The following is a 22765-nucleotide window of genomic DNA, read 5'->3' on the forward strand; positions in this document are numbered from 1 at the left end:
CTAGCCCAAAGCCGCTGCCTTGAGCGCCCGTCGAGCCCGGTGCTACCATGCCCGATCCCTCTTAGAGGTGGCCAGACACGAGGAAGATCCCTGACCATGAGCACCATTCGCGAGCGCAACAAGGAACTGATCCTGCGCGCGGCCAGCGAGGAATTCGCCGACAAGGGCTTCGCCGCCACCAAGACCAGCGATATCGCGGCCAAGGCCGGCCTGCCCAAGCCGAACGTGTATTACTACTTCAAATCCAAGGACAACCTCTACCGCGAGGTCCTGGAAAGTATCATCGCGCCGATCATGCAGGCGTCGACCCCGTTCAATGCCGACGGTGACCCGAAGGAAGTGCTGAGTGCGTACATCCGCTCGAAGATCCGCATTTCGCGCGACCTGCCGCATGCGTCCAAGGTGTTCGCCAGCGAGATCATGCACGGTGCCCCGCACCTGTCGCCGAACCAGGTAGCGCAGTTGAACGAGCAGGCGCGCCATAACATCGAGTGCATCCAGCGCTGGATCGACCGCGGGCAAATCGCCCATGTGGATGCGCATCACCTGATGTTCAGCATCTGGGCAGCGACCCAGACTTATGCCGATTTCGACTGGCAGATCTCTGCCGTGACCGGCAAGGCCAAGCTGGCCGACAGCGATTATGACGCCGCAGCCGAGACCATCATCCGCATGGTGCTCAAGGGCTGTGAGCCAGAGGTGGCCTGACCCCCGGCGCTGGCTTCTTCGCGGGTGAACCCGCTCCCACAGGGACACCACGAGCTTCAAGCCTGTGATGATCCTGTGGGAGCGGGTTCACCCGCGAATAGGCCGGAACCGGCAACAGAGATTTAGGCTGCTACACCCGCATCCGCCTTCAACCCCACCTCCTCGATCGCACTGATCGCGCACTGCTCGTCGATATCCGACGTATCCCCACTGATCCCGACAGCACCCAGCACCTTGCCGTCCTGATCACGAATCAGCACGCCACCCGGCGCCGGCACCACCGGTCGCTCGCCCAACCCGTTCAGCGCGGCAAAAAATGCCGGCCGCTGCTGCGCGTCCAGCGCCAGCAGGCGCGACCCCTTGCCCAGGGCAATCGCCCCCCAGGCCTTGCCGGTAGCCACCTCCGGCCGGATCAGGCTGGCGCCATCCTCGCGCTGCAGCGCCAGCAAGTGGCCGCCGGCATCCAGCACCGCCACGGTCAGTGGCGCGGCGTTGATCTTGCGGCCCGCCGCCAGCGCGGCATTCACCAGGCTGACCGCGACTTTCAGGTTCAAAGCGTTCATGGAAAGGTCCTCTTCTTGTTGTGAGAAGCCCTGAGGGCAGGTGAAAAACCGATAAGCCAATAGAACACAACTGAATCTTTTTTTGTATACAATAAATTGAAACGATCGTATGCGAGATTGCAAACGCCCGTTTTCACGGGCGCTTGAACGAAAGCGACCTCGTCCGACGAAAACCCGTTGACCTGAGCGGCCAGCCGTGAATACACTCTGGCACAAAGCAAGTTGTATACAATTACAAAATCGATGAGGCACAAACCATGAGCAAAATGAGAGCAATCGATGCAGCCGTTCTGGTCATGCGCCGTGAAGGTGTAGATACCGCGTTCGGCATCCCGGGGGCTGCCATCAACCCGTTGTACTCGGCCCTGAAGAAAGTCGGTGGCATCGATCACGTCCTCGCTCGTCACGTCGAAGGCGCCTCGCACATGGCCGAGGGTTACACCCGTGCCAACCCAGGCAACATCGGCGTGTGCATCGGCACCTCCGGCCCAGCCGGCACCGACATGGTCACCGGCCTGTACAGTGCCTCCGCCGACTCCATCCCGATCCTCTGCATCACCGGCCAGGCCCCACGTGCCCGCCTGCACAAGGAAGACTTCCAGGCCGTCGACATCACCAACATCGTCAAGCCGGTCACCAAGTGGGCCACCACCGTTCTGGAGCCGGGCCAGGTGCCTTACGCCTTCCAGAAGGCCTTCTATGAAATGCGCACCGGCCGCCCAGGCCCGGTACTGATCGACCTGCCGTTCGACGTGCAGATGGCCGAAATCGAATTCGACATCGACGCCTACGAACCGCTGCCAGTGCACAAGCCGTCCGCCACCCGCGTACAGGCCGAAAAAGCCCTGGCCCTGCTCAATGACGCCGAACGCCCGCTGCTGGTAGCCGGTGGCGGCATCATCAACGCCGACGCCAGCGACAAGCTGGTCGAGTTCGCCGAACTGACCGGTGTACCAGTGATTCCAACCCTGATGGGCTGGGGCACCATCCCGGACGACCACGCACAGATGGTCGGCATGGTCGGCCTGCAGACTTCGCACCGCTATGGCAACGCCACCCTGCTGAAATCTGACCTGGTGTTCGGTATCGGTAACCGCTGGGCCAACCGCCACACCGGTTCCGTCGACGTCTACACCGAAGGCCGCAAGTTCGTGCACGTGGACATCGAGCCGACCCAGATCGGCCGCGTGTTTACCCCGGACCTGGGTATCGTTTCCGACGCCGGCAAGGCACTGGACGTGTTCCTCGAAGTGGCACGCGAGTGGAAAGCCGCTGGCAAGCTGAAGTGCCGCAAGGCCTGGCTGGAAGACTGCCAGGAGCGCAAGGCCACCCTGCAGCGCAAGACCCACTTCGACAACGTGCCGGTCAAGCCGCAGCGCGTCTACGAAGAAATGAACCAGGTATTCGGCAAGGACACCTGCTACGTCAGCACCATCGGTCTGTCGCAGATCGCCGGCGCGCAGTTCCTGCACGTGTACAAGCCACGCCACTGGATCAACTGCGGCCAGGCCGGCCCGCTGGGCTGGACCATCCCTGCCGCCCTCGGTGTGGTCAAGGCCGATCCGAAGCGCAAGGTGGTCGCGCTGTCGGGTGACTACGACTTCCAGTTCATGATCGAAGAGCTGGCGGTGGGCGCACAGTTCAATCTGCCGTACGTGCACGTGCTGGTGAACAACGCCTACCTGGGCCTGATCCGTCAGGCACAGCGTGGCTTCGACATGGATTACTGTGTACAACTGGCGTTCGAGAACATCAACTCGACCGACGCCGCCACCTACGGTGTCGACCATGTCGCCGTGGTCGAAGGCCTGGGCTGCAAGGCCATCCGTGTATTCGAGCCGGCCGAGATCGCCCCTGCCCTGCTCAAGGCACAGAAGATGGCCGAAGAGTTCCGCGTACCGGTGGTGGTCGAAGTGATTCTCGAACGTGTGACCAACATTTCCATGGGCACCGAGATCAACGCGGTCAACGAGTTCGAAGACCTGGCCCTGGTCGGCAACGACGCGCCAACCGCCATCTCGCTGCTGGACTGATCGACTGACGCCCCCGTGCCGACCCCTACCTGAGGGCGCCGGGGGCCTTCATCGCAAGGAGACACAACATGCCTCGCTTCGCTGCCAACCTGTCCATGCTGTTTACCGAACAGGACTTCCTGGCCCGCTTCAAGGCTGCCGCCGATGCTGGTTTCAGCGGCGTAGAGTACCTCTTCCCGTACGATTTCAGCGCTGCCGAGATCAAGCAGCAGCTGGACGCCAACGGCCTGACCCAGGTGCTGTTCAACCTGCCGGCGGGCGATTGGGCCAAGGGGGAGCGCGGTATCACCTGCCACCCTGACCGCGTCGAGGAATTCCGCGCCGGTGTCGACAAGGCCATCGAATACGCCAAGGTGCTGGGCAACACCCAGGTCAACGCCCTGGCCGGCATTCGCCCACAAGGCCCGGACTGCGCCACCGTGCGCAAGACCTTCGTGGAAAACCTGCGCTACGCCGCCGACAAGCTGAAAGCCGCCGGGATCCGCCTGGTCATGGAAATGATCAACACCCGCGACATCCCCGGCTTCTACCTGAACACCACCAAACAGGCCCTGGAAATCCAGGCCGAGGTTGGCAGCGACAACCTGTTCCTGCAGTACGACATCTACCACATGCAGATCATGGAAGGTGACCTGGCTCGCACCATGGAAGCCAACCTGAAACTGATCAACCACATCCAGCTGGCCGACAACCCCGGCCGCAACGAGCCAGGTACCGGCGAGATCAACTACCGCTTCCTGTTCGAACACCTGGACCGCATCGGCTACCAGGGCTGGGTGGGCGCGGAGTACAAGCCGCTGACCACCACCGAAGCGGGCCTGGGCTGGCTGAAGACCCATAACGCAATCTAAGGCTGATCGGGTCCCGTGACACATGCCTGACCCTGTGGGAGCGGGTTCACCCGCGAATGCGATGTTGGCTTCACTGCCGCTTTCGCGGGTAAACCCGCTCCCACAGAGTTTTGTGTCCAACAAGGGGCCTGTGCAGCCTGCTCCATCGAGATTCAACAAATACAACGAGGTAATCTCTCATGGCTAAAATCGGTTTCATCGGCACCGGCATCATGGGCAAGCCCATGGCTCAGAACCTGCAGAAAGCAGGTCACAGCATCTTCATTTCCACCCACCACGACGCTGCCCCGGCCGACCTGATCGCCGCCGGTGCCGTGGCCCTGGCCAACCCGAAGGAAGTTGCCCAGGAAGCCGAATTCATCATCGTCATGGTCCCCGACACCCCGCAGGTCGAGAGCGTCCTGTTCGGTGACAACGGCGTGGCCGAAGGCGTGGGCCCGAACAAGGTCGTGATCGACATGAGCTCGATCTCCCCTACCGCTACCAAAGCCTTCGCCGAGAAGATCAAGGCTACCGGCGCTGCCTACCTGGACGCCCCGGTGTCCGGCGGCGAAGTCGGTGCCAAGGCCGCGACCCTGAGCATCATGGTCGGTGGCTGCCCGAAAGCCTTCGAGCGCACCCTGCCGCTGTTCGAAGCCATGGGCAAGAACATCACCCGCGTCGGTGGCAATGGCGACGGCCAGACCGCCAAGGTGGCCAACCAGATCATCGTTGCCCTGAACATCCAGGCCGTTGCCGAAGCCCTGCTGTTCGCCGCCAAGAATGGTGCCGACCCGGCCAAGGTACGTGAAGCCCTGATGGGCGGCTTCGCCTCGTCGAAGATCCTCGAAGTGCACGCCGAGCGCATGATCAAGGGCACCTTCGACCCAGGTTTCCGCATCAACCTGCACCAGAAGGACCTGAACCTGGCCCTGCAAGGCGCCAAGGAACTGGGCATCAACCTGCCCAACACCTCCAATGCACAGCAAGTGTTCAACACCTGCCAGGCCCTGGGCGGCGGCAACTGGGACCACTCGGCGCTGATCAAAGGCCTGGAGCACATGGCCAACTTCTCGATCCGCGACGACAAGTAAGTAATTTTTAGCCTTCACCGGCCTCTTCGCGGGTGAACCCGCTCCCACAGGATTTACGCCGTCTTCAGCCTCTGTGAAGTCCCTGTGGGAGCGGGTTTACCCGCGAAGAAGCCAACACCGTTGAACCTGCGACCACAGGTTCAACGGTGGCACCGAGCAACACCCGCCCCTGGTTCGGCCTGCACGGAGGCAGTTCCAGGGGCGTTTTTGATTCTGCAGAACAACAATAATTGGGAGCCTGCCATGTCGGTCGATCCGCAAAACCTTCTCCGCGAGCTGTTCGACACAGCCATCGCTGCCGCCCACCCCCGTCAAGTCCTCGAACCCTACCTGCCCGCCGACCGCAGCGGCCGGGTCATCGTCATCGGTGCAGGCAAGGCCGCAGCCGCCATGGCCGAAGTGGTCGAGAAGTGCTGGCAGGGCGAAGTCTCCGGGCTTGTTGTCACACGGTACGGTCACGGTGCCAACTGCCAGAAGATCGAGGTGGTCGAAGCCGCCCACCCGGTCCCCGATGCCGCCGGCCTGGCCGTGGCAAAACGCGTGTTGGAACTGGTCAGCAACCTCAGTGAAGACGACCGCGTCATCTTCCTGCTGTCCGGCGGTGGCTCAGCGCTGCTGGCCCTGCCCGCCGAAGGCCTGACCCTGGCCGACAAGCAGCAGATCAACAAGGCGCTGCTGAAATCCGGCGCCACCATCGGCGAGATGAACTGCGTGCGCAAGCACCTCTCGGCGATCAAGGGCGGCCGCCTGGCCAAGGCCTGCTGGCCGGCCACGGTGTATACCTATGCCATTTCCGATGTCCCGGGCGACCTCGCCACGGTGATCGCCTCCGGCCCTACCGTGGCCGACCCGAGCACCTCGGCCGACGCCCTGGCCATCCTCAAACGCTATAACATCGAAGCACCCAAGGCGGTTATCGACTGGCTCAACAACCCAGCCTCGGAAACCGTCAAGGCCGACGACCCGGCCCTGGCCCGCAGCCACTTCCAGCTGATCGCCAAGCCCCAGCAGTCGCTCGAAGCCGCCGCGGTCAAAGCCCGCCAGGCCGGGTTCAGCCCGCTGATCCTCGGCGACCTGGAAGGCGAATCACGCGAAGTGGCGAAGGTGCACGCCGGTATCGCCCGGCAGATCGTCCAGCACGGCCAGCCACTGAAGGCACCCTGCGTGATCCTGTCCGGCGGCGAAACCACCGTGACCGTGCGCGGCAATGGCCGTGGCGGGCGCAACGCCGAATTCCTGCTCAGCCTCACCGAAAGCCTGAAAGGCCTGCCGGGCGTGTACGCCCTGGCCGGTGACACCGACGGTATCGATGGCTCGGAAGAAAACGCCGGCGCCTTCATGACCCCGGCCAGCTACGCCCGTGCCGAAGCCCTGGGCCTGTCGGCCAGCGACGAACTGGACAACAACAACGGCTACGGCTATTTCGCCGCCCTGGATGCGCTGATCGTCACCGAGCCGACCCGCACCAACGTCAACGACTTCCGCGCCATCCTGATCCTCGAGACTGCCCAATCATGACGCCTGATAAAAAAGTAAAGATCCTCGCCACCCTCGGCCCTGCGATCAAAGGCATCGACGACATCCGCCAACTGGTAGAAGCCGGGGTGAACATCTTCCGCCTCAACTTCAGCCACGGCGAGCATGCCGACCACGCCCTGCGCTACCAGTGGATCCGCGAAGTCGAGCAGCAACTGAACTACCCGCTGGGTATCCTCATGGACCTGCAGGGGCCGAAGCTGCGCGTCGGCCGCTTTGCCGACGGCAAGGTGCAGCTGCAACGCGGCCAGGCCCTGCGCCTGGACCTGGATAACACCCCGGGCGACAGCCGCCGGGTCAACCTGCCGCACCCTGAGATCATCGCCGCCCTCGAGCCGGGCATGGACCTGCTGCTGGACGACGGCAAGTTGCGCCTGCGCGTCACCGCCAAGCACAGCGACGCCATCGACACCGAAGTGCTGGCCGGTGGCGAGCTGTCCGATCGCAAGGGTGTCAACGTGCCGCAAGCGGTGCTCGACCTCTCCCCGCTCACCGAGAAAGACCGCCGCGACCTGGCCTTCGGCCTGGAACTGGGCGTGGACTGGGTGGCCCTGTCGTTCGTGCAGCGCCCCGAAGACATCACCGAAGCACGCCAGCTGATCGGTGACCGTGCCTACCTGATGGCGAAGATCGAAAAGCCATCGGCAGTCGAACAGCTGCAAGCCATCGCGGAGCTTGCGGATGCGATCATGGTGGCCCGTGGCGACCTGGGCGTGGAAGTGCCGGCCGAAAGCGTGCCGCAAATCCAGAAGCACATCATCGGCACCTGCCGCCAACTGGGCAAACCGGTGGTGGTGGCCACGCAGATGCTCGAATCCATGCGTTTCTCGCCAGCGCCGACCCGCGCCGAAGTCACCGACGTGGCCAACGCCGTGGCCGAAGGTGCCGATGCGGTGATGCTGTCGGCCGAGACTGCCTCGGGTGAGTACCCGCTGGAAGCCGTGCAGATGATGAGCAAGATCATCCGCCAGGTGGAGAACGGCCCGGACTACCAGGCCCAGCTCGACGTTGGCCGGCCGAAGGCCGAGGCCACCGTATCGGACGCCATCAGCTGCGCCATCCGCCGTATCAGCGGCATCCTGCCGGTGGCGGTGCTGGTCAACTACAGCGAGTCGGGCGCCTCGACCCTGCGCGCGGCACGCGAGCGGCCACGGGCACCGATCCTCAACCTCACCCCGAACCTGGCCACCGCGCGTCGCCTGAGCGTGGCGTGGGGCGTGCACTCGGTGGTCAACGACCGCCTGCGCCAGGTGGACGAGGTTGTATCCACCGCACTGGAGATTGCCCAGGCACAAGGCATGGCCAGCCGTGGCGACACGCTGCTGATCACTGCCGGTGTGCCTTTCGGCAAACCAGGGTCGACTAACACGCTGCGGATCGAGACCTTGATCTAAACCACCGCATCTCTCCTGTGGGAGCGGGCGTGCCCGCGAAGAGGCCAGCAGGGACAACGACGTTGCCTGAGCTGACGCATTCGCGGGCACGCCCGCTCCCACAGGGTCGGTGGTGTCACACACAACTGCGGAAAACCCGAGGCCCAAAGAGGCCCACCGCGCCCCATCAACCTCACTGACTGCCCCGATGTACACCAAAAATTTCGTCAACCCGTGCCCCGACTGGGCCACGGCGTTACTCAACGGCTTCAGCCAGGTGCTGCTGCTGCGCAACCCCCTGTGCGGCCTGTGCTGCCTGCTGGCCATCCTGCTGACCGCCCCCGGCCTGGTCGGTGGCGCCCTGCTCGGCGCCCTGGCCGGCCTGCTCACCGCCCAGGCTCGTGGCTACGACCGTGCCGACCGCCAGGCAGGCCTGTACAGCTACAACGGCGTACTGATCGGCATCCTGATCAGCGCCGTGCTGCCCTGGTCGGTCATCCTGCCGCCACTGATCATCGCCGCTGGCGGCCTGTCCAGCATCATCACCCACCAGTGGCGCAAGCGCGGCGGCAAGCTGCTGATCGCCTACACCGCACCCTTCGTCCTGCTTGGCTGGGCCGTATTGCTGATCGCCAGCCCCTCGCCCAGCGGCTTCGTCGAAGCCCAGCCGCTGTACGCGTTGGCGCGCGGCGTGGGCCAGATCTTCCTGCTCGACCAGCCCCTGGCCGGCCTGCTTATCGTCATCGGCATGTTCATCGCAAACCCTTATGCCGCAATGTGGGCGGTGATCGGCTCGGCCATCGGGGGCGGCGTAGCGCTGCTCGCGGACCAGGCACAGGCAGCGTGGATGGGCCTTTACGGTTTCAACGCTGCGCTGGCGGCACTCGCGTTCAGTAGACAAGGTGAAAAGCCGTGGCTGACAGTGCTGGCCATCACCCTGGCCCTGCTACTGCAACCACTGTTCAAGCTGCTACCGGTGCCCGGCCTGACCGCGCCCTTCGTCGCCGCCTGCTGGCTGATGCACCTGGGTAATCATCTGGCCCAGCCCAGGCATCGTGACGCCAGCCGCTTGCACAGCTGAAATGCAGCCCCTAGGCTCAGCCCATCGCTTTTGTGGAACGAGCCAATGAACAACCCTGCGAGCCTGCGCGAGCAGCTCTACATCATCGTCTTCCAGACCGATACCGTGGCTGGAAGACGCTTCGACAAGATCCTCCTGCTGATCATCCTGGCCAGCCTGGTGACGGTGATACTCGACAGCATCGACGAAGTGCACCAGGGCTACGCCGGCCTGCTGGCCGGCATCGAGTGGGGCTTTACCGCGATCTTCCTGGCCGAGTACCTCACCCGCCTGTACTGCTCGCCCAAGCCTTTGCGCTACGCATTCAGCTTTTATGGCCTGGTCGATCTGCTGGCGATCGTGCCGGGGATCATCGCGCTGTACTACAGCGACGCCCAGTACCTGCTGATTATCCGGGTGATACGGATGCTGCGGATCTTCCGTGTGCTCAAGCTCAGCCCGTACCTCAAGCAGGCCCATTATCTGATGGAGGCGCTGCGCGGCAGCAAGCAGAAGATCATCGTGTTCCTGGTGACGGTATCGACCCTGGTGACGGTGTTCGGCACCTTGATGTATGTGATCGAAGGGCCTGAGCATGGTTTTACCAGCATTCCCAAGGGCATCTACTGGGCCATCGTTACCCTGACCACGGTAGGCTTTGGCGACATCGTGCCGAAGACCCCGCTGGGGCAGGTGCTGTCGTCGCTGGTGATGATTACCGGTTATTCGATCATTGCCGTGCCGACTGGGATCTTTACAGCGGAGCTGGCCAATGCCATGCGCGGGGAGCAGCTGCAGCACTCCTGCCCGAACTGCAGCAAGAAGACTCACGAGCACGGCGCGGCGTTCTGTTCCCGGTGCGGAAGCGGACTGTTTCCAAAGCAGTGATGTTGGCGGCTGTGGCTGTGAGCCGCAGCCGACCATCGCACGCTTTGACTATCGGCGAATTTGTCTAATTTCTGCATTCAGTCCGTCCTGATTGCTATTGAAACCCGGAGCGCCGCTCCCATTCCACTCTTCAGCTGTAAACCAACTTTGCATCTCTTTTTCCAGCGCAGCAGCCCCAGCCTCATTGGGTTCGAAAGTAGTTATTGCAATCGGCTTTGAGCGCACTCTGACGAAACCATAATTCCCAGCAACACGATCAGTGGCAGAAAAATTGTAATCCTTCATTGAATCGCCTTTCAGATCAATTATCAACCCACCCTTAACATAAACCTCGCGCCCGGCAAAGTTCTCATGAGTGGCTGTCCTCGGCAACAGATCCGGAGCCTCTCCCCGAGCCAACCTGTAGTGTTTGTAACCATCACCCTGAGCCTCATATACATAAATACTTCTACGTTCATCAGCAGATCTCTTTTTTAGCAGCTGTTTCAAAAGCCCAGTCGGCAAACTTTTTTCTTTCATGAAGCCGGTTGTACCAGTTCGACGCCACGGCATGAAAAGCTTTGTAATATTTACGCGACCGGAAGGATCCAAACCATTGACCGGATCAGAGGCACAGTAGACATAACTATTGATACCGCCTTTATTGAAAGGACTTAAATGATCAGGAGAAAGGAAGCGCATAAGTCTTGGCGCAAACTGACGATGCCCGTTTCCTAGAAGATAACCACTTGTTACAAAATCCAGTCTTTCACCATTGAAAGCTTGCCTACCCTCCATACCATTGTACGTGCGAAATCCATAGGGCGTATATGAGAGCTCATTAATTTCATTGGCAACCTCCCCATACACTGTCCCTGTATCACTACTCATTAGCAGCTTGGTGCTGGCCCCCAACGACGCAAGCGGCCATCTTGATACAGAGAAAAAATTCAGGTTTTTTTCACCCTCTTCGACTACCAACCTATTTTTACAATAAAAAATTCGAACCCTTCTCATAAATCCCCCTTTAAAGCCTTTAATTCCACACAACAATTCTGCCTTGATTGTCGCAATGACATCAAACCGCCCATCAACTCCAATTGCAGTTTCAGGCCTATTCTGGACACTTTTCATTTGAACTGGCTACTGGTAAATTTATCAGGTCTTATGCCAAAGCCCTCAGCCCAGCGCCTGTCGCCAGCACGCCATCCTTACCAAGATCGCGTATGGTTTAAGTTCGATGCGATCAACGTGACTGACCTCAACAGCAGCGCTGCTGTTGGCATAAACAAAGTATTTTTTGTTCTTTAACCACCACTACTCCACCCGCTATAGTCGCAGACAAACTGCCAACACCTTCTCGATAACAAGGAAGCAACGTGAAAAAACTCTTCACCGCCTCGCTGCTCGCCGCAGGCCTTGCCCTGGGCAATTTCGCTCAGGCTGCCCCCACCCTGCTCAACGTTTCCTACGACGTGATGCGCGACTTCTACAAGGATTACAACCCGGCCTTCCAGAAGCACTGGGAAGCCGAGCACAAGGAGAAAGTCAACGTGCAGATGTCGTTCGGCGGCTCGAGCAAGCAGGCGCGAGCGGTGATCGATGGCCTGCCGGCCGATGTCATCACCATGAACATGGCCACCGACATCAACGCCCTGGCCGACAACGGCAAACTGGTGCCGGACAACTGGGTCAGCCGCCTGCCGAACAACAGCGCGCCATTCACCTCGGCCACTGTGTTCATCGTGCGCAAGGGTAACCCCAAGGCGCTGAAAGACTGGCCCGACCTGCTCAAGGATGGCGTACAGGTAATCGTGCCCAACCCAAAGACCTCGGGTAACGGCCGCTACACCTACCTGTCGGCCTGGGGCTATGTGCTCAAGCAAGGCGGTGATGAAAACAAGGCCAAGGACTTTGTCGGCAAGCTGTTCAAGCAGGCGCCGGTGCTGGACACCGGTGGCCGCGCCGCCACCACCACCTTCATGACCAACCAGATCGGTGACGTGCTGGTGACCTTCGAGAACGAAGCCGAAATGATCGCCCGCGAGTTCGGCCGCGACCAGTTCGAAGTGGTCTACCCGAGCGTGTCGGCCGAAGCCGAGCCACCGGTCACCGTGGTCGACAAGGTAGTGGCGAAGAAGGGCACCCAGGCCGCGGCCGAGGAATACCTGAAGTACCTGTGGTCGCCAGCCGCCCAGGAAATTGCCGCACAGAACTACCTGCGCCCGCGTGATGCGACGGTACTGGCCAAGTACACCGACCGCTTCCCGAAAGTGGACTTCCTGTCGGTGGAGAAGACCTTTGGTGACTGGCGCACCGTGCAGAAGACCCACTTCAATGATGGTGGGGTGTTTGACCAGATCTACACCAACAATCAGTAATTGATGTAAGCCTTACCGGCCTCTTCGCGGCTAAAGCCGCTCCCACAGGAACCCCACAGCCCTCAGGTTTTGCACTGTACTTGTGGGAGCGGGTTTACCCGCGAAGAGGCCAGCAAGGGCAACATCAGGCCTGACGGAATACCAGGGCCTTCAAGCCCCCCGCCGGGTCCACGTCAGGAAACTCCGGCGGGTTCTCTAGCCGCTCGACGAATGCCAGCGACGGCGCCTGCTCCGCCATCCCCTCGATCAGAAACTCTGGCCCGATGCCCGGGTCGTTCACGCATGCCAGCACCGTCCCGCCCTCGCTCAACAACTCCGGCAAGCGCCGCAGGATCTTCGCGTAATCCTGGGTCAGCACAAAGCTGCCGCGCTGGAAGGTCGGCGGGTCGATGATGATCAGGTCGTAAGGCCCGTACTTGCGCACCTTGCCCCACGACTTGAACAGCTCGTGCCCCAGGTAGGCCACCCGCGACGCATCGTGGCCATTGAGGCGGTGGTTGTCGCGGCCCCGGGACAACGCCGACTTGGCCATGTCCAGGTTAACCACCTGCTCGGCGCCACCGGCAATCGCCGCCACCGAGAAACCGCAGGTGTAGGCGAACAGGTTCAGCACGCGCTTGCCCGCCGCCTGCTCGCGCACCCAGCGCCGACCATAGCGCATGTCGAGGAACAGGCCATTGTTCTGCCGTACGCCCAGGTCCAGCAGGTAGGTCAGCCCATCCTCGACCACCTCGCGCTGCTGGCACGGTTCGCCCAGCAGCCACTGGCCCGGGCTGTCGGGCAGGTAGCGATGCTGGATAAGGATGGCTTGACCAGTCCACTGTGGGCGCTCGGCGAGAGTACGCAGCATGGCCTCCAGTTCGGCCAGCTGGCCTTGCGCCGGCTCGCGGAACAGAGCGACCGACAGCACGCCTTGCAGCCAGTCCACGGTGACCTGCTCCAGGCCCGCCCAGCAGCGGCCGCGGCCGTGGAACAGGCGGCGGGTTTCCTGCGGGGCAGGGTCGAGGGCGGCGAGCAGGCGTTGCTCCAGAGTCTGGATCGGCGAAGTCATCATGGGTCGCAAGCTGGCAAAAGCGGCATTCTACCTTGCGGGCCCTTTCGCGGGTAAACCCGCTCCCACAGGTGCTGCACACGGTTCGGGCCTGTGATGATCCTGTGGGAGCGGGTTTACCCGCGAAAGGGCCCGCAAGACCATCTCATTACTCGGCCACAACCCGCGCTGGCCGGAACCACCACCCCTGCTGCATCCCCGCCGCCGCCAGCAGGATCAACGCCACCCCCAGCCACTGCAACGGTGCCAGCCGGTGCCCGAACGCCACCCAGTCCACCAGAATCGCCGCAATCGGGTAGATGAACGACAGTGCCCCGGTCAGCGCCGTGGGCAAGCGCTGGATGGCGCTGTACAGCAACACATACATCAACCCGGTGTGCACCATGCCCAAGGTCACCAGGCTGGCCAGCGCCGGCACTTCACCCGGCAACCCGCCAAGCTTGACCCACGGCGCCAGCAACAGCACACCCGTGGCCACCTGGATCAGCGCGATCAGGTGCGGTGGCGTGCCACTCAGGCGCTTGATGATCAACGCCGCGATGGCATACAGGAAAGCCGCCCCCAGCGCCAGCGCAATGCCCAGCAAATAGTCCTCACCGCCACCCTGCCCCGCGCCATGGGCACTGACGATGGCCAGCATGCCGAGGAACGCCACGCTAAGCCAGGTAACTTTGGCCAGGGTGATCTTCTCGCCCAGGAACACCGCCGCCAGCCCCACCAGCATGAACGGCTGCACGTTGTACACCGCCGTGCCGATGGCAATCGACGCCCGCGAGTAGGAGGCGAACAGCAACACCCAGTTGCCGACAATGGCCACACCGCTGGCAATCGCCAGCAGGAACGCCGTGCGGCTGATCACGCCCGGCCGCAGGAAGCCGAACCCAGCGCAAATCGCCAGCAAGGTCACGGCACCGAACACGCAGCGCCAGAACACCACCTCGAGCACCGGCTGGCCTGACACCAGCACGAACCAACCGATGGTCCCGGAAATCAGCATGGCGGCAACCATTTCCAGCGAGCCACGACGCAATGAACTGTCCATCTCAAACCTCCTGTTGACGATGGCAACAGTATGCAAAGGTTGCTGCCCGGCCTTCCAGCGCATAACGAAGGAAGATTGGCCAGTTTGCCTTTACTATCAAGGCAAATCACGCGAATAACCTGATTGAGGTGACCATGACCGATGCCATCGACCAACTGCTAATCAACGCGCTGATGGAAGACTCGCGCCGCTCACTCAAAGCCCTGGCGCAGATCAGCGGGCTGTCTTCACCCAGCGTCAGCGAACGCCTGCGTCGCCTGGAGGAACGCGGCGTGTTGCGCGGTTACACCGTAGAGGTCGACCCACGCGCCTTTGGCTACCAGCTGCAGGCCATCGTGCGCATCCGCCCGCTACCCGGGAAGCTGCAGGAGGTGGAGCGGCAGATCATCGCCATTCCCGAATTCACCGAGTGCGACAAGGTAATTGGCGAAGACTGCTTCATTGCCCGCCTGCATGTTCGCTCGATGGAGCAACTGGACACCCTGCTCGACCGCCTCTATACGGTGGCCGAGACCAATACGGCGATCATCAAGAAGACACCGGTCAAGCGGCGGTTGCCGCCGATGGATTGAATCTGCCTGTGCGGGCCTCTTCGCGGGTAAACCCGCTCCCACAGGATTTCGACCGACCTGAATGCTACGGGGTACTTGTGGGAGCGGGTTTACCCGCGAAGAGGCCAGCACAGGAAAAAGCTGACTAATTTTTGTACACAAGAATGTCACCATAAGTGTCGTTTTTGTGTGCACTTTCCAAGATCACGCCCCAATACGTTACACACTTCCCACAACTTATTCTGACCAAATGATCAACTAAATCATCTTCGAAAAATTTAAACCTGTTCATTTGGTCAACTTATATCCCCTTCATTTCATCAACTTATATTTCAACAAGATAGATTCAAAATGATGGCCAACTGAAGTTTGCTTTTTCCTTGGCACGGAACTCGCTTTTGTGTGTTCGTGTTTTGTATACAAACTAAACAAAACATAAATACACAAGAACCCGCGACGCCGACCCAACATCGGCCGCCGCGCCCCAAACCCTGAGATGCCAACGCTGCACCGACGAGATGGCGAGCCCGTGCGCATGCCCGCTCATCGCAGTCCACGTGCATCAGGAGCCCGCCGGAATGAGTACCAGCTTCGACCTTGCCCCTGAACTATCCGTCGCCAGCACCCACCCCGCGTCCACTCTCGCCGGCAGCCAGCCGGAACTTGCCCTGAGCCCGCGCCTGCATAACCGCGACCTCGCCCCGACGCGCATCGAAGGCCGCCGCTGGGGCGGCTACAGCATCTTTGCGCTGTGGACCAACGATGTGCACAACATCGCCAACTACTCGTTCGCCATGGGCTTGTTCGCCCTCGGCCTGGGTGGCTGGCAGATCCTGCTGTCGCTGGCCATCGGCGCGGCGCTGGTGTACTTCTTCATGAACCTGTCCGGCTACATGGGGCAGAAGACCGGCGTACCGTTCCCGGTCATCAGCCGCATCGCCTTCGGCATCCATGGTGCGCAGATTCCGGCGCTGATTCGTGCGGTCATCGCCATCGCCTGGTTCGGCATCCAGACCTATCTGGCTTCGGTGGTGCTGCGCGTGCTGCTCACCGCGGTATGGCCGCAGATGGCAGCCTACGACCACGACAGCATCCTCGGCCTGTCGAGCCTGGGCTGGGTGTGCTTCGTGTCGATCTGGCTGGTACAGCTGGTGATCCTGGCCTATGGCATGGAGATGGTGCGCCGCTACGAGGCCTTTGCCGGCCCGGTGATCCTGCTGACCGTCGCCGCCCTGGCGGTGTTCATGTACTTCAAGGCCGACGCCCGCATCGCCTGGTCAGTTGCCGAACCGCTGACCGGCTACGAGATGTGGCGCAACATATTTGCCGGCGGCGCACTGTGGCTGGCGATCTACGGCACCCTGGTGCTGAACTTCTGTGACTTCGCCCGCTCCTCGCCATGCCGCAAGACCATCCGCGTCGGCAACTTCTGGGGCCTGCCGGTGAACATCCTGGTGTTCGCCGTGATCACCGTGGTGCTGTGCGGCGCGCAGTTCCAGATCAACGGCCAGATCATCGACAGCCCGACCCAGATCGTCGCGGCCATCCCTAGTACAGCGTTCCTGGTACTGGGCTGCCTGGCCTTCCTGATCGTGACGGTGGCGGTGAACATCATGGCCAACTTCGTCGCCCCGGCCTTCGTCCTCAGCAACCTGGCACCGCGTCACCTGAACTTCCGCCGCGCCGGGCTGATCAGCGCCACCCTGGCGGTGCTGATCCTGCCGTGGAACCTGTACAACAGCCCGCTGGTGATCGTGTACTTCCTGTCCGGCCTGGGTGCCCTGCTCGGCCCGCTGTACGGGGTGATCATGTCCGACTACTGGTTGCTGCGCAAAGGCTGCATCAACGTGCCGCAGCTGTACAGCGAAGACCCGGCTGGCGCCTACCACTACACCAAGGGCATCAACCTGCGCGCCGTGGCCGCCTTCGTGCCGGCCGCCCTGCTGGCCATCGTCCTGGCCCTGGTGCCCAACTTCCATGGCGTGGCGCCATTCTCCTGGCTGATCGGTGCCGGCATCGCCGCCGCACTTTACCTGCTGATCGCCCCACGCAAACACCAATACCAGGACGTCAGCGGCGAATGCATCGCCGTGGACCACAGCAGCCATTGACCAGGGAGGACTACCCATGCGCATTCTGATCGCCAACGTCAACACCACCGAAGCCATCACCGAAGCCATTGCCGAACAGGCCCGTGCGGTGGCAGCGCCCGGCACGGAAATCATCGGCCTCACCCCATGGTTCGGTGCCGAGTCGGTGGAAGGCAACTTCGAAAGCTACCTGGCCGCCATCGCGGTGATGGACCGGGTACTGGCCTACGAAGGCCCTTATGATGCCGTGATACAGGCGGGTTACGGCGAACATGGCCGCGAAGGCTTGCAGGAACTGCTGAACGTACCGGTGGTGGACATCACCGATGCAGCCGCCAGCACGGCAATGTACCTGGGCCATGCCTACTCGGTGGTGACCACCCTGGACCGCACCGTGCCGCTGATCGAAGACCGCCTGAAGCTCTCCGGCCTGTATGACCGCTGCGCATCGGTGCGGGCCAGCGGGCTGGCGGTGCTGGAGCTTGAAGCCGACCCACAGCGCGCCGTGGAGGCGATTGTCGAGCAGGCAGAACGAGCGGTGGGTGACGACAAGGCCGAAGTGATCTGCCTGGGTTGCGGCGGCATGGCCGGGCTGGACGAGCAGATCCGCCAGCGCACCGGCGTGCCGGTGGTCGATGGCGTGAGCGCGGCGGTAACCATGGCCGAATCGCTGGTGCGCATGGGCTTGAGTACCTCCAAGGTCCGTACCTATGCCACGCCACGGGTGAAGAAAGTGGTGGGTTGGCCGATGCGGTTCGGGCGTTAGGAGTCTTTCGCCTGTCCTGGCCTCTTCGCGGGTAAACCCGCTCCCACAGGGACCGCATTGCTCTCAAGGCCTGCGCAGTACTTGTGGGAGCGGGTTTACCCGCGAAGAGGCCGGTCCTGTCGAAGCATCATTCTGGTCAACCGCTGTGTACACAACTTCATCGTCACTCTGTACAGGCTTCCCGGCAGAACAGTACCAGCGGATCAGGTCGGGCAGCTATGCGCACCATCATTCAGGCCCTGACGCACATTGCGGCTGAGCAGGCTGGCCTTGCCGTCGTGCCAGGTCAGGGTCAGGACGTAGAGGGTGTCGAAGTCGTCGCCGCTCCAGTCCTCGGTGATCACCCGCTTTTCACCAAGAGCCTTGCCAGCCACGGCATTGATCAGGTCAGGGAGGTAGCCATGCGACCAGGCGGTGTACACGGTCGCGTTACGGTACTTGTCGCGCAGCAGCTCTTCGGCCAGCGAGTCGGTGTCGTTGGCGCCATAGTCGATGTTTACCGGCAGGCCCAGGCGAATGGCGCTGGGGCTGATGGTCATCAGCGGGCGAACGTAGCTGTAGCTTTGGTCCTTGCTGCCTTCCTCGACATGCCGCGAGGGGTTGGCAGCGAACACGTAGTCGGCCTTGCCAAAGCGCTCGGGCAGCACGGTAGCCAGATCCAACGCACGGTTGAGGCCCTGGCAGTTCAACTGGCCCAGCCCCTCGCCCGGCTTCTCGGCGTGGCGCAGGAACACAAGGGTCTGGGTGCCATCCACCGGTTGCGCCCGGCTTTCGACAACTTCCAGCGCCAGCGGTACGGCTATGGCTGCAAGCGTCAGGCTCAGCAACCAGTGACGACGACGGCGAAAGAATGTTGGCAACTTCATCAAGACAGGCCCATGTGGCAGAAAGAATCGGGTAGACCCGCCACATCACCCCGCCAACAGCACCGCGGGGCATCCTTGTAGTGAATGCCGTCCTTGGCAACGAGTCAGGGTGAGAGTGCCCTGAACCCGTTTGGTTCCTCCCTGGAGGTGGATGCCGTTCCCTAGGCAAGGCTTAGATTAGAGGATGGGTGTTGCTGAAATGTGTCCGTTCGTTACTCGTTGCTCTCGCTGATTACCGTTACGGTGGCCCGGCTGCTTGTTCCATAGAGACAGAGTCGAGAATGGTTACATCAAATACCTGCTCGATAACCTGCTTTGGGCCTTGATTCAGACTCCAGGTGAAGAACACCAGAAAGCCCAGCAAGAACACGAAGAGAATCGAGCCCACGAGACTTTGTGCCACACCCAACCAAAATCCTGGCTTGGCCTGCCTGACTTCGCTGCTTGCTTTATCGGAATAGTACTGTTCAAGCTCCACTGCTTGCGCCGCGATCGACGCATCAAGAAAGCCTTGAGCAAGCTGGCTGGCCTGATTGCGGTAGCTCTCGATCTGCGAGGGGCTGTTGCTGACATCATGGAAAGGGGCCAAGTCTTCATCCTTCGGCTCCCGATCATGCTTTATCTTGAAGGCCTGGATAAACTCGATTTTCTGCCTCTTGTACAACGAATAGGCAATGATACCGAGTGTATCTTGCTCATTCTCCACAAGCACCGAGTATATGTGGTTGTAACAGCCATCGGCCATATGGCTCTTACCCTTTGCGCAGGCGGGAATACGCAGCCGCGAATGCTGCTTTCAGTTCCGAACGGGTCTTTCGGGAGTTGGTAACCACACTCGCCAGTTCGCGTGGTAACGAGATTTCCATTCGCGCGCCTGATGCCACCAACAGCGCGTTCGCTTTGCGTACCACCCGTGAGGAAAAATGCGATTTCATGGATAGGCTACCCTCTTCACTCAGTGAGTCTGCAAGGTTAGCCATACCCGGGCGGCACCTCAATCAGACACTAGCCGACAGCGCGTGTAGTCCTTTTCCTCAATCATCCCGCGTCAGCACTTCCAGCAATTCGATCTCGAAGGTCAAATCCGAATTCGGCGGAATCGCCCCCACGCTGCGTTCGCCATAGCCCAGGTGTGCCGGTACCAGCAACTTGCGCTTGCCGCCAACGCGCATACCCATCAGGCCTTGATCCCACCCCTTGATTACCCGACCCGTGCCGATCACGCACTGGAACGGCTTGCCGCGCGACCAGGACGAGTCGAACTCGCTGCCGTCGGCCAGCCAGCCGGTGTACTGGGTGGTGATCAGGGCGCCTTTGACGGCGGCTTTGCCATCCCCCTCCACGAGGTCGATGATCTGCAGTTCTTGGCTCACGGGGCACACTCCAACGCTGGAAACAAAGCCGCCCTTTTCTCAGGAATGCACCGGTTTGGCAAGTTCGCGTGGCGTTTCGTGCTGGCGCATCGATCACAGCACGCCGCCTGAATCAGCCGAGCTGCTCGAAGGCTTCCTGGCCAGTCAGTTCCTTGGTCTGGTTGGCGAAGCAATACCAGGCGGGTTTCTGTTCGACGAAGATCTGCAAGTCGAAATGCCATTCCTGGTCGCCGTCGAGCAGGCCGACCGGCACGGCGTGAAAGTCATTGGCCTTGAGCCGGTAGTACAGGTGCGTGCCGCACTGGCCGCAGAAGCCGCGCTGGGCCCAATCGGAAGACTCATAGACGCTGGGTGCGCGCCCTTCGATCACCGGTGGCTGGCTGCAATGCACCACCAGCAATGGGCCGCCGGTCCATTTGCGGCACATGCTGCAGTGGCAGGCGCTGATATGGGTATTGTCGACGGTGACCTTGAGCCGGGTGGCGCCGCACAGGCAGGTGCCGTGTTTTTCCAGGGCCATGGCTGGCTCCTTGAGCGGAAGATGGGCCAGCAAGTATAGATGCCTGTACCGGCCTCATCGCCGGCACAGGCAGCACAAGACAGTTGCCCAAGGTCAGATGTACACCGTACCGCGCAGGTACAACGCCGCCCGCCCGCTGATGATCACCCGGCCGTTACCCGGCACTTCGCACTGCAGCTGCCCTTTGCGCACCCCACCCTGCTCGCAGCTCAGCACGTTCCTACCCAGACGCTCTGCCCATATCGGCGCCAGCGAGGTGTGCGCCGAGCCAGTCACCGGGTCTTCGTTCACGCCAACCCTCGGGCCGAACCAGCGGGTGACGAAATCAAAGCCACGGCCTGCCGCGGTAACGGCGATACCGCGCACATCGAAGGCCGACAGCGCAACGAAATCCGGCTTCAGGGTGTCGAGCAACAGGGCGTCATCGATCACCACCACATAGTCGTCACTGCGGTACAGCGCCTGTGCCTGGCCCAGGCCCAGCGCCTGCAACAGGCCCGGCAGCATGTCCACGGCGACTGGATGCTTGGCCGGGAAGTCCATGGCCAGCAGCCCGTCAGCGTTGCGGCTGACCCGCAGCTCGCCACTGCGGGTGTTGAAACGCAGCACCTGCACCTGCTCGCCCAGCTGTTCGAACAGCACATAGGCCGAGGCCAGGGTGGCATGGCCGCACAGGTCGACTTCCACGGTCGGGGTGAACCAGCGCAGGTCGAAGGTTTCGCCGTTGCGCACGAAGTAGGCGGTTTCCGAGAGGTTGTTCTCTTCGGCAATGCGCTGCAGCACGTCGTCCGGCAGCCAGCTTTGCAGTGGGATCACTGCCGCCGGGTTGCCCCCGAACGGCTCGGCGGAAAACGCATCGACCTGGAAGATTTCAAGTTGCATGCACACACTCCTTGTTGCCCGATCGCTGCCAGGCAGATGTATGAAAAGGGTTACTGGCGTACCGGAGTCAACACGGCTTCGCCGGCAAAGAACGCCTGCAGGTTGCGCAGCACCAGGGTCACCGTGTCGCGCGCCGCCTCCGGCGACTGGCCGGCCACGTGGGGGGTGAGCACGGTGTTGCCAAGGGCCTTGAGGGCATCGGGTACAGCCGGCTCGTCGTCGAACACATCCAGTGCCGCACCAGCCAGCTGGCCATGCTGCAGCGCGGCCACCAGGGCCTGGGTGTCGACCACGCTGGCTCGGGCGATATTCACCAGGTAGCCCTCGGCCCCCAGCGCCTCGAGCACCTGTGCATCGACCAGGTGACGAGTGTTGGCTCCCCCGGGGGTTGCCACCACCAGGATGTCGACGGCGTCGGCCAGGTGCTGCGGGCTGTCGTACCAGGTGTAGGGCACATCCTGGCGCGGCGTGCGGCTGTGGTAACTGACGGGCATGGCGAAGCCCAGATGGGCGCGCCTGGCAATGGCCAGGCCCACCGCACCAAGGCCGAGAATGCCCAGGCGCTTGCCACTCACCGAGGGGCTGATCACCCGGTTCCATTCGCCCTGGCGGATACTGGCATCGGCGCGGGGAATGTCGCGCAACAGCGCCAGCAGCAGGGCAAGGGTGTGGTCGGCGACCGCTTCGGCATTGGCCCCGGCGCCGTTGGTGACAGTGATGCCGCGCGCAGCGGCCGCGGCCAGGTCGACCTGCTCGTAGCCGGCACCGATCACGCAGATGATCTGCAGTTTGGACAGCGTGTCGATTTCGCTGGCAGTCAGGCCCAGCGGGCCGCGGGTGAGCACGGCATCGATTTCATGGGCATGGCGCTGGATGGCCTCGGCCCGCAGTTGCGGCGAAGGGGCACGGATCAAACGGTAGCCGGCCTGCTCCAGCATGGGCAGGTAATCATCGACGGTTTCCACCAGCACCAGGACTGTCTTGTGCATGCCACCTCCGGGTCAGTTCGAGGCGACATTATGCGGAGTCACCGGCCAGTACAGTCAACCGAAATAAAGAGGTGAAACTGCACTGTTCTGCTCTTGCTCTTGCTCTTGATCTTGATCTTGATCTTGATCTTGATCTTGATCTTGATCTTCGCGACTTCAGGAGGCCGAGCAGAGGTCTTGCGGAGGGAGG

Annotated in this window: 22 protein-coding genes; 12 read left to right on the top strand and 10 right to left on the bottom strand. The window is 61.8% G+C overall.

The features are described from left to right. Nucleotides 1-96: 96 nt before the first annotated feature. Nucleotides 97-708, top strand: a complete 612-nt coding sequence (locus RR51_RS19675; protein ID WP_013973538.1) for a TetR/AcrR family transcriptional regulator — start codon at nucleotides 97-99, stop codon at nucleotides 706-708. Between the two features lie 122 nt (nucleotides 709-830). On the opposite strand, the gene RR51_RS19680 is transcribed toward RR51_RS19675, so the two are convergent. After that, nucleotides 831-1271: a GlcG/HbpS family heme-binding protein gene (locus RR51_RS19680; RefSeq protein ID WP_008091653.1), complete on the bottom strand. Its 441-nt coding sequence runs from the start codon at nucleotides 1269-1271 to the stop codon at nucleotides 831-833. 257 nt (nucleotides 1272-1528) lie between these two features. Between RR51_RS19680 and gcl the strand changes: the two genes are divergently transcribed. The 7 genes from gcl to RR51_RS19715 all read left to right on the top strand — a co-directional run bounded on the left by gcl (nucleotide 1529) and on the right by RR51_RS19715 (nucleotide 10085). Continuing rightward, nucleotides 1529-3304, top strand: a complete 1776-nt coding sequence (gene gcl, locus RR51_RS19685) for a glyoxylate carboligase (RefSeq protein WP_015271168.1) — start codon at nucleotides 1529-1531, stop codon at nucleotides 3302-3304. 68 nt (nucleotides 3305-3372) lie between these two features. Next, a complete protein-coding gene (hyi, locus tag RR51_RS19690; protein WP_003259508.1) occupies nucleotides 3373-4155 on the top strand; it encodes a hydroxypyruvate isomerase in 783 nt (260 codons plus the stop codon). A gap of 179 nt (nucleotides 4156-4334) precedes the next feature. Continuing rightward, nucleotides 4335-5228, top strand: coding sequence for a 2-hydroxy-3-oxopropionate reductase (locus RR51_RS19695; protein ID WP_003259509.1), 894 nt, complete (start codon nucleotides 4335-4337; stop codon nucleotides 5226-5228). A gap of 243 nt (nucleotides 5229-5471) precedes the next feature. Beyond that, nucleotides 5472-6746, top strand: a complete 1275-nt coding sequence (locus tag RR51_RS19700; RefSeq protein ID WP_039614445.1) for a glycerate kinase type-2 family protein — start codon at nucleotides 5472-5474, stop codon at nucleotides 6744-6746. Continuing rightward, nucleotides 6743-8158: a pyruvate kinase gene (gene pyk / locus RR51_RS19705; protein ID WP_039614446.1), complete on the top strand. Its 1416-nt coding sequence runs from the start codon at nucleotides 6743-6745 to the stop codon at nucleotides 8156-8158. The genes RR51_RS19700 and pyk overlap by 4 nt, the downstream gene beginning before the upstream one ends. Nucleotides 8159-8345: 187 nt before the next feature. Then, nucleotides 8346-9218 (top strand): urea transporter, encoded by an 873-nt coding sequence (locus tag RR51_RS19710; protein ID WP_039614447.1) that lies wholly within the window; start codon nucleotides 8346-8348, stop codon nucleotides 9216-9218. Between the two features lie 45 nt (nucleotides 9219-9263). Beyond that, entirely contained in the window at nucleotides 9264-10085 is an 822-nt protein-coding gene (locus tag RR51_RS19715; protein WP_039614448.1) for an ion transporter, read from the top strand. 48 nt (nucleotides 10086-10133) lie between these two features. On the opposite strand, the gene RR51_RS29530 is transcribed toward RR51_RS19715, so the two are convergent. Continuing rightward, nucleotides 10134-11198, bottom strand: coding sequence for an RHS repeat-associated core domain-containing protein (locus tag RR51_RS29530; protein WP_236693283.1), 1065 nt, complete (start codon nucleotides 11196-11198; stop codon nucleotides 10134-10136). 245 nt (nucleotides 11199-11443) lie between these two features. Between RR51_RS29530 and RR51_RS19720 the strand changes: the two genes are divergently transcribed. Next, the gene (locus RR51_RS19720; RefSeq protein ID WP_039614449.1) at nucleotides 11444-12445 is read left to right on the top strand and encodes a sulfate ABC transporter substrate-binding protein; all 1002 of its coding nucleotides are present in this window, start codon (nucleotides 11444-11446) and stop codon (nucleotides 12443-12445) included. Nucleotides 12446-12569: 124 nt separating this feature from the next. Here the strand turns inward: RR51_RS19720 and RR51_RS19725 are convergent, their stop codons facing one another. Both RR51_RS19725 and RR51_RS19730 read right to left on the bottom strand, forming a co-directional pair. Further along, nucleotides 12570-13496, bottom strand: a complete 927-nt coding sequence (locus tag RR51_RS19725; protein WP_039614459.1) for a class I SAM-dependent methyltransferase — start codon at nucleotides 13494-13496, stop codon at nucleotides 12570-12572. Nucleotides 13497-13644: 148 nt separating this feature from the next. After that, nucleotides 13645-14538, bottom strand: a complete 894-nt coding sequence (locus RR51_RS19730; protein ID WP_039614450.1) for a DMT family transporter — start codon at nucleotides 14536-14538, stop codon at nucleotides 13645-13647. A 134-nt stretch (nucleotides 14539-14672) separates the two neighbouring features. Here RR51_RS19730 and RR51_RS19735 point away from each other — a divergent pair, with 134 nt between their 5' ends. The 3 genes from RR51_RS19735 (at nucleotide 14673) to RR51_RS19745 (ending at nucleotide 17945) form a co-directional block, all read left to right on the top strand. Then, a complete protein-coding gene (locus RR51_RS19735) occupies nucleotides 14673-15110 on the top strand; it encodes an Lrp/AsnC family transcriptional regulator (protein ID WP_003260363.1) in 438 nt (145 codons plus the stop codon). A 557-nt stretch (nucleotides 15111-15667) separates the two neighbouring features. Then, nucleotides 15668-17200, top strand: a complete 1533-nt coding sequence (locus RR51_RS19740) for an NCS1 family nucleobase:cation symporter-1 (RefSeq protein ID WP_039614451.1) — start codon at nucleotides 15668-15670, stop codon at nucleotides 17198-17200. A 16-nt stretch (nucleotides 17201-17216) separates the two neighbouring features. Next, entirely contained in the window at nucleotides 17217-17945 is a 729-nt protein-coding gene (locus RR51_RS19745) for an aspartate/glutamate racemase family protein (RefSeq protein WP_039614452.1), read from the top strand. A 203-nt stretch (nucleotides 17946-18148) separates the two neighbouring features. Here RR51_RS19745 and RR51_RS19750 read toward each other — a convergent pair whose 3' ends face one another. From RR51_RS19750 to RR51_RS19775, 6 genes are all read right to left on the bottom strand, one after another. Next, complete coding sequence (locus RR51_RS19750) at nucleotides 18149-18811, bottom strand: hypothetical protein (RefSeq protein WP_039614453.1); 663 nt, start codon at nucleotides 18809-18811, stop codon at nucleotides 18149-18151. 238 nt (nucleotides 18812-19049) lie between these two features. After that, entirely contained in the window at nucleotides 19050-19556 is a 507-nt protein-coding gene (locus RR51_RS19755) for a hypothetical protein (protein WP_039614454.1), read from the bottom strand. Nucleotides 19557-19845: 289 nt separating this feature from the next. Further along, the gene (locus RR51_RS19760) at nucleotides 19846-20184 is read right to left on the bottom strand and encodes an FKBP-type peptidyl-prolyl cis-trans isomerase (protein ID WP_003254365.1); all 339 of its coding nucleotides are present in this window, start codon (nucleotides 20182-20184) and stop codon (nucleotides 19846-19848) included. 112 nt (nucleotides 20185-20296) lie between these two features. Then, complete coding sequence (locus RR51_RS19765; protein ID WP_039614455.1) at nucleotides 20297-20704, bottom strand: GFA family protein; 408 nt, start codon at nucleotides 20702-20704, stop codon at nucleotides 20297-20299. 93 nt (nucleotides 20705-20797) lie between these two features. Continuing rightward, entirely contained in the window at nucleotides 20798-21586 is a 789-nt protein-coding gene (locus RR51_RS19770; protein ID WP_039614456.1) for a PhzF family phenazine biosynthesis protein, read from the bottom strand. A 50-nt stretch (nucleotides 21587-21636) separates the two neighbouring features. Then, a complete protein-coding gene (locus RR51_RS19775; RefSeq protein WP_039614457.1) occupies nucleotides 21637-22575 on the bottom strand; it encodes a 2-hydroxyacid dehydrogenase in 939 nt (312 codons plus the stop codon). Nucleotides 22576-22765: the final 190 nt, after the last annotated feature.

This window comes from Pseudomonas sp. C5pp (assembly GCF_000814065.1).
GTDB classification, from domain to species: domain Bacteria; phylum Pseudomonadota; class Gammaproteobacteria; order Pseudomonadales; family Pseudomonadaceae; genus Aquipseudomonas; species Aquipseudomonas asiatica.